Raw genomic sequence first — 15,267 nt, 5'->3', positions numbered from 1 at the left:
ATTAATTTGTGTTGTTATGTAAATTACAGATTGAAAGCATAGAAGTAACTTAGATCATTCAAAATCACCAAGACCCATCATGTAATAGGCAAGAAAAGCGGTGTCAAAGGGTTTGAGGTGATTGACATTTGTAGAATTGTTAGGAAAATTCTTAGAGTCTATGACAGTGTTTATTGATGGGGTATTGTGATTTTTAACTGGATGAAGGCTAGTGATTTTAGGCATAGAATTAATCCAAGCAACAATATATGGAGAATTTATCAAGTTTGTGAGTTTCATAGAGTTATCCTCAATTAGAACAAAGTATAATTAGTATTCTCTAGTCAGAGAGTCAACTGTTTTATTAATCTCAACCTTTTTACGATCAGTTTACCTGACAGGTTGATTTGTTAATTACCCAAATGGGAATTATGAGAAGGCTTAGTAATAACTTCAAAAACGCAAAGACATTCTAAATAAAATCCTTAGTTTGAAATTATTTCTAGAAGGTGCATTAGCGTAGCTCGCCACAGGCATCGCTGATATATCTCTCTTCTAGACGTTTTTTATTCAAGCTATAAACCAAAATCCAACTTTTTTGGACTAATTAACTTTCCATATCAATATGCTATAAAATCTTCTCGGTAGAAGCAAATGCTTTTAATTTTCAAATCCATAAATAAAAGTGATTGTAATTAATAGCTAAAAGAAAATCCTGCAACCTATTGCCTTGGATGTATCCAAGTTTTTATTTTATAATCAGAGAATAAATGTCATTGCGATCGCGAGTGCGTCTCTTAGAGAAGAGGAACGACTAAGCTATCGCATGGACTCGCTCTTAGTTGAAGATTTTGCGATCGCTTCACTTCGTTTTGCTTGCAATGATATGCAAGTGGGATGCTCCCTATTACCTTTTCGTGACTTCTGAACTCTTTTGGCAGGGTAGCAGGTTCTATAAATTCACTACAAATAAGCTGATAGTGTCAAAATGTTATGTGTATAGTTTATTTACAAAGTCATTTATGCCAAAAGCAATTTGGAATGGTGCTGTTTTAGCCGAGAGCGATAATACTGTAGTTGTGGAAGGCAACCATTATTTCCCTGTTGACACCATTAACAAACAGTACTTCGCAGAGAGTAACACCCACACAACTTGTCCTTGGAAAGGTGTTGCCAGTTACTACAGTATCGAAGTTGATGGGCAAATCAATAAAGATGCTGCTTGGTATTATCCCAGCACCAAGGAGAAGGCTAAAAATATTGAAGGTTATGTGGCCTTCTGGAAGGGTGTAAAAGTCGAGGCTTAATAAAGGTTCCTGAAAGTATTTCTGTTTCAGGGAATTTATATTATGTCCTAATACAGTTCAGCTAAGAGTTGCTGGTGTAGAAATTGGTCTTTCAAGACGCGGTAAATCGCGTCTCTACATGAGGGTTTTGTTGCTCACTCTGAACTGTATTGTATTACGTTCGACTAATTGCCCATAAAATAATTAGCCTGCACAGGCGGGCTAATTATTTAAACTATTTATGATATTTGCAAATTTATTTTAAATAGTGCGATCGCACTTGGTTCGGGTGCTATTCTCGAAATTCTGATTAATTTGTCACAATTTAAAAAGTCTGAGATATTATTCTTACATCTTTGTAACTGAATATTACTCATCTTTATTGACTAACTTTTGTTGGTTTTAGCCATGCAAAAATCTGTGTAGCTGTTAAATTAAGTTGCAAAAAATCAGGTACAGGCAATACTTCATCCCCAGTCATCTCTATAGGTTGCTGTCCTGGCAAAAATATCAATACTAAGCGTTCATCGGGATCGAGCAACCACCCTAATTGAGTGCCGTGTTTTAGACAGTGAAGAATATTTATAATTACCTTGGTTGTATTCTGTTCTGGTGAAAGAATTTCAATTGTCCAATCAGGGTAAATTCCAAAGGTATTTTCAATTTCCCCATTAGCATCAAAAGGAATCCGTTCCCAAGCAAATATACTCACGTCTGGGATAATCGATCGTCCGCCAAATGTGCAGCGTAATTCTGGAAAAGCCAAAGCAATTTCTTGTTCTTCAGCAATTTGGCTAATTGCGTTACAAAGTTTTAGTTGTAGCCGAGAATGTTTGCCTTGTGGCATTGGTTTCTGGTAGATACGACCATCGATAAATTCATTAGCAGGCTTGGTTTCTGGCAGTTTGAGGAATTCTGCTAAGGAGATTGATTTGTGCAGCGTGGTTGCCATAGCTGTGCAAATGCCATATTTGATTGGAATCTTAGCATTTTCTGTCCTTGGATTTTAGGAAGCGAGTCTATTCTCCTTGATGTTGCTGCTTAAAAAAAGGTAGTTTACTCTGCATCAATACCTTCCCACAGTTGAGATACAGGTACAGTATTTCCGGTCATCACATCGTACCAACCTTGACGAAAACTTTCACTGGCAGACTCAGCAAGTTCATTATCCTCTTCATTCTCTTCCGTAATTAAAACAATGACTCGGACGCGGCTGTGTTTTGCTATAGTCAACGGCTTGTTTAAAGAAATTTCACCCCATTCCTTAACGGTTCCCTTGATTTCAATTGCTTTCATTGTCGTGAATCTGGGTTGTGCTGTTAATAGTATAGGACTTGTATCTATAAGTTTTGCTTAAGCTGTGCTAGCGATCGCATAAGCGTTTGTCACAAATAGATAAGCTCTGGTAACGAAACAACTTCATTGATAAGCTTTGCTTAAGCGTTGTTAACGATCGCATAAGTGTTGCTATAGATAGACAAACGTTCTGAACGAAACAACTTCATTGATAAGCTTTGCTTAAGTTGTGGTAACAAAAACATAAGCGTTCTGAACGAAACGACTTGTGTTGTTAACGAATGGACAAGCGTTCTGAACGAAACAAGTTGTGTTGTTAACGAATGGACAAGCATTCTGAACGAAACGACTTGTGTTGTTAACGAATGGACAAGCATTCTGAACGAAACGACTTGTGTTGTTAACGATCGCATAAGTTTTTGTTACTAACGGATAACCATTCGTAACAAAACAACTTGTGTTGGTAACGAACGGACAAGCTGTAATTACCAACAGACAATTATTTCTAACGTTTTCCACAAATGGGTATCATAGCTCAGCTAACTGCAAATTTTATCCAGATTGCTGATCTCAAATCACTCACCAGAGAAGAAGAATAAGCTGTCGTAGCCACAGGGACTTCATTTATAACGTTGCTGCTGCAAAAGTAGTTAAATGATTCTTGTCAAGAGGATTTTCTTTAAGCTTCGCATTGCACGAGTAGCAAAATTATGCTGATGCCAAGCTTGATAGAAATCGGGGTAAGGCATATTCTGGGCGCATTTCCAGGCTAAATTGTAGTACTCATCGTCCAATCGCCAGTAACCACTTAAAGCTTTGACTACCGCAAAGCGATGCTCATTATTCTGTAGAATTTTCCCTAAGCTATCTGCTGCCTCCCTACGGATGAAGTCATCCACAGTAGTTGATTGCAGCAGTTGCACCAAGGCGGCGAGCGCCACTTCATTGCCTGGGTCGATTTCCCCTAAGCTATCTGCTGCCTCCCTACGGATAAAGTCACCCACAGTAGTTGATTGCAGCAGTTGCACTAAGGCGGCGATCGCAATTTCATTGCCTGGGTCGATTTCCCCTAAGCTTTCTGCTGCCTGCCAATGGATGAAGTTATCCATAGTAGTTGATTGCAGCAGTTGCACCAAGGCGGCAATCGCAATTTCATTGCCTGGGTCGATTTCCCCTAAGCTTTCTGCTACCTGCCTACGAGTGTCGTCATCTACAGTAGTTGATTGCAGCAGTTGCACCAAGGCAGCAATCGCTATTTCATTACCTATACCGATTTTCCTTAAGCTATCTGCTGCCCGCCTACGGGTGAAATCATCCACAGTAGTTGATTGCAGGAGTTGCACCAAAGCAGCGATCGCTGTTTGATTGCCTGGGTCAATTATGCCTAAGCTGTTTGCTGCCAGCTTATGGGTGACGATATCCACAGTAGTTAATTGTAGCAGTTGCACCAAGGCGGCAATCGCTGTTTGATTGCCTGTGCCGATTTCCCTTAAGCTGAATGCTACTTGGAAACGGGTGTGGATATCCATAGTAGTTGATTGCAGTAGTTGCACCAAGACCGTAATCGCTGTTTGATTGCCTGGGTCAATTCTGCCTAAGCTTTCTGCTGCCTCTTTACGGATGAAGTCATCCATAGTAGTTGATCGCAGCAGTTGCACCAAGACCGTAATCGCTGTTTGATTGCCTGGGTCAGTTCTGCCTAAGCTTTCTGCTGCGAGCCTACGGGTGGCGATATCCACAGTAGTTGATTGCAGCAGTTGCACCAAGACCGCAATCGCAATTTCATTGCCTGGGTCGATTTCCCCTAAGCTTAATGCTGCCAGCATACGGGTGGCGCTATCCACAGTAGTTGATTGCAGCAGTTGCACCAAGGCGGCGATCGCTGTTTGATTGCCTGTGCCGATTTCCCCTAAGCTTAATGCTGCCAGCCTACGGGTGTAGTCATCCATAGTAGTTGATTGCAGCAGTTGCACCAAGACCGTAATCGCCTTTGTACGGTCTGTCTGTTGCAGTGCTGAACTAGCTTCCTCTTTGATAGAACTCCGATTATCAATTGTCCACTTTAAAATTTGTCTTAATATATCATCTACTTTAAAATATTCTCTAAACTCTGCAATTCCTGTAGCGGCTAAAAAATAGGCGCGATAGTCATAAAATTTTTGACATCCATCTTGAAAATTAACTAAAGCATCGATAAACTGTTGCTTTTGCTGTTTGACCTTTTCTTCTTCTCTTCCTAACCAAAGTAATATTGTTTGCTTCCATTGCGGTTCAAAGATGCGATAAGTTCCTTTACTGGGATTTTTGGGAACGTGGTTGAGAAAGAAATGCCAGTCATCAATTGCTTTAGCAGCAAAATATTCTTGAAATGAGGCATGAAAGAAAGCGTAAACAGGTTTTCTATTTGTATCTATTCCTACACAGTTCAGCCAGCCGCGATTTAGTGCTAATTTTAGCAGCGACTTTTCATCATCAGCATCTCCCAAAAAGCCACTAACAAAATCTTGCTGTAAGCGAAAACGTGTTGCTTCTTTGTCTATTGCTGCTTTAGCTAATTCCCCCAATTTGACATTGAGTTCCTGACGTTGATGAGAGTTGATAGCAAATTCGTCTTTCTTCCACTTGTAGAAGTCATCAACAAATTGCTGATAAAGTCCTGCTTGAGTATCTGGTAACTTACCATCTCCTGATTGCCAATTCCAGCACAGCAGCGTCAACCGCAGAGGATTTTTCACTAAATCCTGAATCCGTTCTTTACCCGGTTCTTTTAACGCAGTACATAACTGCTTTCCAGTTTCGGGAATAGTAGCAAACCATTTGTGAATAAATTTTTCTACCTGTTCTGGATAAGAAAAATCTAAAGTGCGATAGGTATCAAAATCATCAAGTGCATTAACGTTGCCATCCCATAGATTAACCCGACAAGTCAGCACAATTCGCGCTTGAGAAATTAACCCTCCTTCACGGAATTGCCGTGCAATTTCTGATAGAGGATTAGCTGAAGATGCGGACATTTCATCTAACCCATCTAGCAGCAGCCACACATTGTTTTGCTTAAATAAAGCCACAAAATCATCTTTTAGTTGCTTAGAGGCTTCAGCTTTACCTGTCTTCTGTGCGACTTGAGTCAACCAAGTCTCCAACAGATAAGGTCTTATTTCCTGACCTCGCAAATCTGCTAAAGATACCCAAATCACAATTGACTGGTGAATCTCACGAGATACCCAATTAGCAATCTGCTGTAACAGTGTTGTCTTTCCTGCACCTGGTTCGCCAATAATAGCAATTCGCTTACCTTGACTTTTAGGCGTGTTCTTCTGTTTAAGAACTTCTTCCAGAAAAGCATCATGCTCAAATGTTTTGATGATTTCTTTCTCCTTGTACAGTTCTGAACCCTGTTCTGGAGGAATATCATCATGACGCTTAGATTGTTTTTTGCGCTCAACTAATCCTAGTGGTACGTAAACATCATCAACTTGCAGGGTTACTCCCTCAGTTGATGTCAGAGGATTTGTAGTCAGCTTTCGCCGTTCTGCCAACAATTCACGGCAGACTTTACGCCAGTCATCGGGAGTTAACTTTGTCCCATCCTCCCCTTGGGACGACTGTAGTCAGTTGTAAGTATTGTGCTGTTCTCCAATTGTGATTTGTTGGGCAACCATTGCGCCTTTCTCTGCTTTAATTTCTTCTGCCAACTTGGCAAAATTGTTAACAACTGATGGCTGTGACTTGATTTCTGCTGCTAATTTTTGAATTTCCTTAGCAGTCTCAGATTGATCTTTGTTGACTGCTGTTTCTACTTCTACAACTGCTTGAGCAATTTCTGGGTCTTGTGCTGCTGCTTGAAGTTCCAGCACTGCTTGACCATAATCTAATCGTTGCGGTTCATTTACTTCTACAGCACTGGTGAGAGATGGTGCTTGATGCTTCTGGCGGAGTAATGCGATTAACTTGCTACCTAGCGTCCATGTAGCATCACCAAGGTTTTCGCCGATTTTCTCTTGTGCTTTAGTCCAAAGTGTAGTTGCGATCGCAGTAGCAACAGCCGTCAGTGTTACAGTTACCATAAATTCACTATAGATTTATATTGATTTAGTTTAATGAACCGCAAAGGAGAGGCAATGCTTACCTCTCCCTTGTGTGAGCTTTTCACATACTGAATCAGGAACACCAAACTCTAAATTTAATTAGACGCTGCTTGTTCCGCTACAGGATGAATTATTTCCTCCAGCGTTTGGAGTAACTCTTGCTCATTATAAGGTTTAGAAAAATAAGCCCTCGCTCCCAACTGCATAGCTAGTTGTCGATGTTTATTACTACTACGAGAAGTCAACATTGCAACGGGAATGTTTTTTGTATCAACGTCTGAATTTACCTTACCTAAAAAGCCATAACCATCAAGGCGAGGCATTTCAATATCACAAATTACCGCCTCAACTCTCAACCCACTATGGAGTTTTTCTAAGGCATCTTGACCATCTTTAGCTTGCTCTACTTGATACCCTCCTTTTTCAAGGGTCAGCGCTAAAAAGCGACGAACATTAATCGAGTCATCTACGATTAAAATTGTGCCTTTCTGCTTAACTGAAGCTGCTGATATTTTCTCTTCATCAAATATGAGGAACGGTGTTTTTAACCTTGCCGATGGTAATTGAGTACCTCTGGGAGTCTTCCGATTTGTAGCAATCCAATACAGCAACTCATTGATATTAACTAGTGGTACTACTCGACCATCACCGAGAATTGTGCAGTTGCTAAAGCCTTCAGGTAAAGGTATATTTCCCTCGACTTGGCGAATAGCAACTTCCTGTTCACCCCAGCAACGGTCTATTTGGATCGCTACTGGCTGATTATTACCTTTGACTACTAAGACGCTGTTAGCATTAATTGCTGCCGGGGTTTCTAATTCTGAAGTATCGTAGCGCAGGCAATTAAACTCTAAATAACGAGTCAGGCGAATCAGTGGTAGCATTGTTCCTTGCCAATTTAGGACTTCACTACCTGCCATTTGAAAAACTCGCTCGTCTTGGAGTAAGGATATTTCGGAAATGACATCTGTAGGAAATGCTAATAGCATTTTGTTGATTTCTACTAGTAGAACTCGCGCAACCGAAAGGGTAAATGGTACTGATAGGGTGAAGGTAGTACCAACTCCTGGTTCCGTATCAACTTTCACATCTCCTCGAATCAGTTTGAGGTTGTTACGAACCACATCCATACCAACACCGCGACCAGATAATGCTGTCACTTGCTCGGAGGTGGTAAAACCTGGTTCAAAAATTAGTGATAATAGTTCTTCATCACTAGCATTAGCAAGTAGAGAAGCATCCAATCCCATAGCTAGGGCGCGGGTGCGAATTTTTTCTAGAGAAATACCCCAACCATCATCACGGATAGTAATCAGGGTGCGATTGCTGCGGTGAGTAGCTGTAATTTCAATTAATCCTTGTTCTGGTTTACCCAGAAGGCGGCGGGTGCTAGAGTCTTCGATACCATGATCGAAGGCATTCCTTAACAGGTGCATTAAAGGTTCATTTAAAGCTTCTAAAATGCTGCGTTCAATTAAAGTGTTACCACCTTCAATTTTTAACTGGACATTTTTCCCATACTCTACATTTAAATCGCGCAAGGCTCTAGGAAAACGTTCAATTAAATCGGACAGCGGCCGCATCCTGATGTGATTTAATTTTGTTTGTAATTGTTTGGATGTTTTGTTTAATTTCCGAGCAATATTGTCTGTATCATCTACACTGAGTTGCACATCAGTTGTAACTTCCTGTACCTGAACAATGGTTTCCATAACTTCCTGCGATCGCAGGTTTAAATCGTTATAGCGATCCATTTCTAAGGTATCAAATTCCCTGTCTGTGTCTTGTATTTGATGACCATTTTCAGCTTGTGCCCTTACCCCAGCCGCTTGAGTGGAAATTTTGTCGTAAGCTATACGTAAATCTTGGTTTTCACGGTCGAGAACTTGGACGCGTTGGTTGAGGTTACGAACGAGTTTGCGTAATCTTTCTAGGTGTGAGTTTAACCCATTGCGTTGAACAATCAGTTCGCCAAATAAATCATTAATTTGCTCTAGTTGTTTGCTGGGAACTCTAACACTATTTTCATGAGTTTCCCGCTCTTTTACAACGCCATTTTGCTCTCCTTTGCCTTCGCCAAATTTAGCATCGGGAGAATTATCTTCTCTAGAAAAGATAGTATTATGTTCGGTGACATTGACACCATTTACCTCGTCAGCAAATTCTGCATCTACGAATGTAAAATTGGCTGCGATACCTGCGGTGGGCTGCGCCAACGCTTCATCTTTAATCCAAGTTTCGGGAGTTATTTCAGCTTGCCAAACTGCTGTTGAAGCTGCTTCTGTTTCAAGGGTATCTGTGGGGAGAAGCTGCGGTATTATTTCTGCTGGTAATAGTAGCGGGGGCTGCGTAGAACTACCCAAGTTAATTTCTGTAGGCAAGTTATCTAATTGATTTGTCAGCACTAAAGCTTGCGATCGCCGCCATGCTTGTAATGCTAACTGGGCAATTTCGGGAATGCGCGAGCTACTAACAGTTTCTAAATGCTGCGTTACTGACTCACAAAGCTTGCTAAAAGCTGGCAACTGGAGCATTTCACCCAAACCGCCCAATTCAGCTGCCATGATCGTAATTTCTTCATGCAGTCCAGGCTGTTCGCTATCTGTCAATATAGATTCTAGACGCTGTAAACACTCTTCTACTTCAGTGGAAAATAGCAAAGGAATAACGTCTTGGCCATCCTCTGGGGATAGCATGGTTGAGGCATCCTCAGGGGTGGGGTCGCCTAAGCGATCGTGCAACTCATCAAAAATTGGATAACAAAAAGTTGCTAACCACTGATCTTCGACAACATTTCCTTCGGCAAGCAACTCTACAATCTGACGCAGCCAGTCAACTCCAGATAGCAATAAACTTTGTAACTGAGTATCAATTTCTAAAGAATTTTTTTTAGTTTTTAAAACTTTAAAGGAATCTTCCAGACGGTGAGATAAATCACTGAGCGATCTAAATCCCATCATCCCCGCGCCACCTTTAATAGAGTGAGTGGCGCGGAGTGCAGCATTTATTTTATCTAAATCGATACGATTACTAGTATCAATTTCCAACAATACCCCTTCTAAGGTATTTAAATAATCAGTTGCTTCTTCCAGAAATTGCATCTGGATTTCTAATTCTTTGTCTTGTGACATGGTTTTTGTTAATAATTGTTGGGCATTGGACATTGGGCATTGGGCATTGGAGAGTCATTCCTGTGGGAGGGTTTCCCGACTTGAGGTGACTGGTGTCATTAGGCATTAGTTTTAGACAAATGACTAATGACAAATGACAAATGACTAATGACAAACTTAACTAACTTTGAAAGCCTCGACAGTCTCTTGCAACTGCTGCGAAATTTCCACAGTTTGTTGCAGAGATTCGGAAACTTGGCGAGAAGAATCGCTGGTACGTTGTGATATAGCAGCGATATCTTTCATCAATTGGCTAACACTTTGGGATGTTTCAACCTGAGATGCAGTTGCATTGGAAATTGACTGCACTAAAGAGTCAATTTGAGACGATACATCCAAAATTTCACTCAGACTTTGTTTAGCCTCCTCCACAATGCGAGTCCCTTCTACCACTTGGGTAGTGCCTATTTCCATCGCCTGCACCACTTCACTGGTTTCTCGTTGGATATTTTCAACAATTTGTTCAATTTCTTGGGTTGCGGCGGCACTCCTGACTGCTAGTTCACCGACTTCTTCCGCCACGACGGCAAATCCTTGACCTTCTTCACCTGCACGTGCGGCTTCAATACCGGCGTTGATGGCAAGCAAGTTGGTTTGAATAGCGATTTGGTTAATTAAGGAAACTACGCGAGAAATTTGTTGCGAAGATTCTCCCAAACGTTTTACTTTCTTAGCCGTTTCACCAACGGTTTCCCGCAAAGACAGAATATTTTGTACTGTCAAATCCATTGCGTGTTCGCTTTTGGTGGCGGTGTGAGCGGCATGGTTGGCAACAAAGGCAGCTTTTTCGGCACTTTCGGCTACGGCTTTCATCGATTGAGTCATTTGGTCAACAGCATCCAGGGTGCGGTTGATTTCAGCAGCTTGGGTTAGTGCCTCCTCTGCTAGATGGCGGATGGCTCCTTCGTTAGAGCCAATGGCACTATTAACATGGATGGCAGCTTGTTTAACTTGGGTAACAATATCCCGCAGGCTTTCCACAATGGAGTTAAAAAAGTCGGCAACAGTGCCGATTTCCCCAGCGGTTACGTCTGCGCGCACTGTCAAATCACCTCTGGCTGCACCTTCTACATCGTTGAGTAGTTGTAAAAGTTGTTGTTGCAGTGTTTCATCTGAACCACTTACAGTAACATTTCTGACTTTTTCTATTTCTTCTAATAGCTTGGCTTGTTCTAAGGCATAGCCGACTTGAGTTGCTATTTGTTGAAATAAGTCAATTTCTGGCTGTTGCCAAACATGAGGAGTTTCGCAATGATGAGCAATTAATAAGCCTAAAAGTTTCTCTTGAGCCAGAATCGGTACGATTAAATGAGCTTTGACAGCAAATTTTTCCAAAAGTTGGATGTAACCGTCGGCATTTTTCAGGTTTTGGTCTTGATGAATGTTGGCAACTACTTGCACCTCTGCATGACGATCAGTTTTTAGATAATGTTCTCGGAAATAGGGGTCATCAATTTGCACTCCCAACATTTCCGGCCAATTACCAGTGACGGATTCCGCAACGACAGCGCCAGCTAAAGTATCTGGATTGAGACTATAGATGATTACCCGGTCTGTTTTTAGCGATCGCTGAACTTCTTTGACTGCTGTATGATAAATATCTTCAGTTTTCAGAATTTTCCGAATCTGTAGGGTAATATCTGCTAGTAATTTTACCCCTTCAACGTCTACTTCCTGTTCCTTAACTATGACCTGCAATTGTTCGGCCATAAGGTTGATATTTGCACTCAATACCCCTAATTCGTCTTCTCTTTCGATTTGCAGACGGGTATTGAATTTACCTTGACCTAGTTTTGCTAATGCCGCAGTGGCATTGAGAATTGGCTGTGTAGTCAGTTTGGCTAACCGAGATGCGATCGCAGCTACAATCAATGCTGTCGCTGCTGTACCGATGGCTATAATCCACAACAATTGTCTTTGCGGTTCAAATACAGTTGCGGTATCTGTAGATAAAAGTACTTGCCAGTTTAAATCAGGTAAGCCATCTATAGTACTAGCTGGTACGTAGCTGACTAATTCTTGTTTTTTCTGAGTTTTCGGAACTTCTATAAAACTATTTACCTTTTTGGCTGCCAGCAGTTTCGGTAAACTAGAATACTCTTCCTTGGCATCTCTCCCCAATAATTCCTTTTGGGGACTCAAGAAAACGGTTCCCGAAGCATCGAGCAACTGGTATTGTTGACCATTGGCTACGTAGTTTTTGATGACTTCTTCTAAAGATTTTACGGGCATACGTGCTTGTACCACGCCAATGGTTTGCCCCGTTCTTGTCTCTTTCACAGGTGCAGCTAGATAAATACTCACTACACCAGTATTTTTTGCCGCTTCCGGTTTACTGATGACAGGAGTATCTTTTTGTAAAGCGTCTTGAAAAAAGGTACGATCTTTTTGATTTTCCAGAGGTTCGCCTGTGGACTGCACAATCAAGTTACCTTGGCGATCGAAAACAGCAATACTGTCATAAGCTTTGTAAGCTTGGACAATACGATCCAAGACTGCTTGCTTTTGCTGGGTAGTGACATTAGTTTGGGGACTTGTCAAAAATAGCAAACTTGATATTACCTGAATATCAGCGTAGCGTCCCAGCATAAAGCGGTTAACTTTATCACTTAAGCCAGTAGCTTCGGCTTGTTGAGACTGGGTAATTTGCTTAGTAATAGATTTGTTGGCAAAACCAAAAGCGATCGCACCGATGCCCAATATTGGTAGTGTACCGATTGCGATCGCTAAAATAGTCGCTTTCTTAACCAATCCCAGCCTTGTAAAAAAAGCAATACTCTGATTTGAAGAAGAATTCTTAGCACTTTCGGTAGTCAGCTTAGTTGGTAGCTTTACTACAGTTCCAATGCCTTTTTGGGATGAAATCAGTGATGCTCGATTTTGAGCGCCATTACCTTGGTTCGTGTTGGTTTTATTAAACATAAAAATAGTTCTCCTAAGTATGTGAATAAGAACACTAAAAATCTTTTTTAGTAATACACTCTAATCACTGCGGAGAATAGAAGATTGCACAATCGCCTGTGCATCTAATACCAGTAATATTTCTTCCTGTTGCACAACGCACCCACATAAATAAGGAACTAAACTGGATGCCACTTGTCCTATGGGAGAATGAATATCATCAATGATGAACTTGGTTGTACCTTTTATTTCTTGTACAACTAAGCCTAACACTAATGATTCCACTTGGATAACAATCACATTGTACTGTCGCAGTCGATAATCTAGGGATTCTAAATTAAGCATTCTTGGCAAATCAACTACCCAAATTATCCGACTCCGCCAATTCATTAATCCTAATATGCAGGGCTGCATATTTGGCATTGAGGTGATAGATTCAATGGGCACTAGAATAGCTTCTTGTGTATGCCTCATTGATAAAACAGCAGTAGTTTGTTGATTTAGCTGAAACTTCAGATAACCATCTACTAAGTTATTTTGAGTTGTTTTTTCAGGAAGAGTAATGTTTGTACTAGTCATTGATTCAAATTACCACTGATTTAATAGTACGTAGGAGATGTTCGCGGGTATAAGGCTTAGTTATATAGGCATCTGCACCTTGCCTCATCGCCCACAAACGGTCAATTTCTTGATTCTTGGAACTACAAACCACAATCGGTACTTTTGCAGTAATTGGATTTCTTCTCAGAGAACGACATAATTCAAATCCACTCATTTCTGGCATTACGACATCAGTAACGATCGCATCTGGTTGTTCTAACACAGCTTTTTCTAAACCTTCTTTTGCACCACTTGCCTTAATTACGTTGTAACCACTTTCTTTGAGATAATGGCTCATTAATTCCAATTCACTGGGAGAATCTTCTACGATCAGAATCGTGCCAAGCAAAGTCAGGCTCACTATTAAATCTCCTAAAAAAATAAATTAAACGTATTTTGTTATTTTTATTTACATTATTGAAATCAACCAAGATGCTTGAAAACCATTTTTAGCAATTCTGATTGTGTAAAAGGCTTGGTCAAATATCCTGATGATCTGACGATTTTAGCCTTTGCTCTGTCGATAAATCCTGTTCTACCAGTCACCATCACGATTGGTGTATTTTTAAAAGCTGAATGTTTCCGTAATAAGGAACATAGCTCATAACCATCTAAACTTGGCATTTCAACATCTAGCAAAATCAGATCGGGTTTACTCCGCAGAATTTGCATTAAAGCTTTTACTGGATCGTTGATCATCACAACTGAAAATGTGTTCTCATCCAAAAAGTGTTTAATGGAATTCAAAACTGTTTGGCTATCATCAATGCAGGCAATTGTATATAATTTTTTACCAACAGTTGGCTGACTAATTTTATTATTCTCAGGAAGATCAAAATTGATTGGTATCGGCAATTTTTGACCAATTTTTATTTGCAATTGTGGCTGAACTTGAGTCTGTTGTGTTGCAGCCAGAACTTGGGAACCCCCACCAGCCGGAATGGATGACTGGATATTTTGCCGATTTCTTAATTGCTTTTGACAGTGTTCAACAAGTAACCGTAAATCTAGACGACAGAATTTTGGTAATTCATCCAAAGAGCTTTCAGGGCTAAATTCATAGCTACCTTCTTTTAAACACAGAAATGATTCCAGCACTTCTTTTGCCAATTCGTCTATCAGGCTTCCTGCTTGCACAGAGGTAATATAGTCCTGATTTACTAGCCAACAAATAGCTTGGTAATCTGCATTTGGTATTGATTGATGTTCATTCTTTGTCTCAAACATCAGCCGCATCTGCACGCGAGTAGCGCTATTGAGAGCAGGAATTTGCTGACTCAATCGCCGCAAGTGACTGTCAAGACGCTCAAACAGTTTATCTGAATAGGAGGCATAAGTAAGTTTACCGTCCTCTAGATAGATTGACCAAGAAACTATCCCGGTAAATATGCTTAAGCAACCTGTAGCACGACGACTAGTCAATTGTGCCAACAGAGATAGCGGATGTAGTTTCTGGAACAACCTGTAGCTACCTATAGGAGTTGTGCTCATTTTGCTTTTACTTCAGCTAAATTCGATACGTGTAAGCTAAGTTCGTGCAGAGTTATTCCACAAATTAAAGTTAAGTAAAAGGCTTCAAAGTTTTGTATTTTAAAGTACACAATTTTGACCTCTAGGATTTGTGGTGAAACTCAACGAAAACCGCTTTATATTCAAATGCTCAAATCTCAGTAAATTCGTAAATTGTTATTAATTTACTTCCTGTTACTGAGATTTATAAACATTCGGGAAAAATAAGACATAGAAATGTCAAGACTAGATGAAGCCACTTTCCATTGAGTAACCCCATTCTGACCACAGGAATAATACTGATTTTCTTAAAATAATATCTTTGAACTTCTGTATTTACACTTAAGTAAAATCTAGTCTTTAAGGATATGAGTACTAAATGAAGCCACTTTCTATTAATTAACGCCTTGTGACTACAGGGATAATACTGGTTTGTTT

Annotated in this window: 11 protein-coding genes; 1 reads left to right on the top strand and 10 read right to left on the bottom strand. The window is 40.5% G+C overall.

Annotated features, from left to right (window positions below; genetic code table 11):
* Positions 1-54 precede the first annotated feature (54 nt).
* Complete coding sequence (locus tag FD723_RS28210; protein ID WP_179068313.1) at positions 55-279, bottom strand: hypothetical protein; 225 nt, start codon at positions 277-279, stop codon at positions 55-57.
* A 722-nt stretch (positions 280-1,001) separates the two neighbouring features.
* Here FD723_RS28210 and FD723_RS28205 point away from each other — a divergent pair.
* The gene (locus FD723_RS28205) at positions 1,002-1,286 is read left to right on the top strand and encodes a DUF427 domain-containing protein (protein WP_179068312.1); all 285 of its coding nucleotides are present in this window, start codon (positions 1,002-1,004) and stop codon (positions 1,284-1,286) included.
* Positions 1,287-1,644: 358 nt separating this feature from the next.
* Here FD723_RS28205 and FD723_RS28200 read toward each other — a convergent pair whose 3' ends face one another.
* The 9 genes from FD723_RS28200 to FD723_RS28160 all read right to left on the bottom strand — a co-directional run bounded on the left by FD723_RS28200 (position 1,645) and on the right by FD723_RS28160 (position 14,811).
* On the bottom strand, positions 1,645-2,217 hold the full coding sequence (locus FD723_RS28200; RefSeq protein ID WP_179068311.1) for a Uma2 family endonuclease: 573 nt from the start codon (positions 2,215-2,217) through the stop codon (positions 1,645-1,647).
* A 104-nt stretch (positions 2,218-2,321) separates the two neighbouring features.
* Positions 2,322-2,561 carry a hypothetical protein gene (locus tag FD723_RS28195; RefSeq protein WP_179068310.1) on the bottom strand — a complete coding sequence of 80 codons (240 nt, stop codon included), beginning with the start codon at positions 2,559-2,561 and terminating at the stop codon, positions 2,322-2,324.
* Positions 2,562-3,211: 650 nt separating this feature from the next.
* Positions 3,212-6,100 (bottom strand): HEAT repeat domain-containing protein, encoded by a 2,889-nt coding sequence (locus tag FD723_RS28190; protein ID WP_256874954.1) that lies wholly within the window; start codon positions 6,098-6,100, stop codon positions 3,212-3,214.
* Between the two features lie 72 nt (positions 6,101-6,172).
* On the bottom strand, positions 6,173-6,628 hold the full coding sequence (locus tag FD723_RS28185; protein WP_179068309.1) for a hypothetical protein: 456 nt from the start codon (positions 6,626-6,628) through the stop codon (positions 6,173-6,175).
* A 116-nt stretch (positions 6,629-6,744) separates the two neighbouring features.
* The gene (locus tag FD723_RS28180; protein WP_179069309.1) at positions 6,745-9,780 is read right to left on the bottom strand and encodes a hybrid sensor histidine kinase/response regulator; all 3,036 of its coding nucleotides are present in this window, start codon (positions 9,778-9,780) and stop codon (positions 6,745-6,747) included.
* Positions 9,781-9,936: 156 nt separating this feature from the next.
* A complete protein-coding gene (locus FD723_RS28175) occupies positions 9,937-12,741 on the bottom strand; it encodes a methyl-accepting chemotaxis protein (RefSeq protein WP_179068308.1) in 2,805 nt (934 codons plus the stop codon).
* Between the two features lie 60 nt (positions 12,742-12,801).
* Positions 12,802-13,299 (bottom strand): chemotaxis protein CheW, encoded by a 498-nt coding sequence (locus FD723_RS28170; RefSeq protein WP_179068307.1) that lies wholly within the window; start codon positions 13,297-13,299, stop codon positions 12,802-12,804.
* Between the two features lie 4 nt (positions 13,300-13,303).
* A complete protein-coding gene (locus FD723_RS28165) occupies positions 13,304-13,681 on the bottom strand; it encodes a response regulator transcription factor (protein WP_179068306.1) in 378 nt (125 codons plus the stop codon).
* Between the two features lie 62 nt (positions 13,682-13,743).
* The gene (locus FD723_RS28160) at positions 13,744-14,811 is read right to left on the bottom strand and encodes a response regulator (RefSeq protein WP_179068305.1); all 1,068 of its coding nucleotides are present in this window, start codon (positions 14,809-14,811) and stop codon (positions 13,744-13,746) included.
* Positions 14,812-15,267: the final 456 nt, after the last annotated feature.

Source organism: Nostoc sp. C052 (assembly GCF_013393905.1).
Classification (GTDB): Bacteria; Cyanobacteriota; Cyanobacteriia; order Cyanobacteriales; family Nostocaceae; genus Nostoc.
This window is presented reverse-complemented; position numbering and strand designations above follow the sequence as displayed.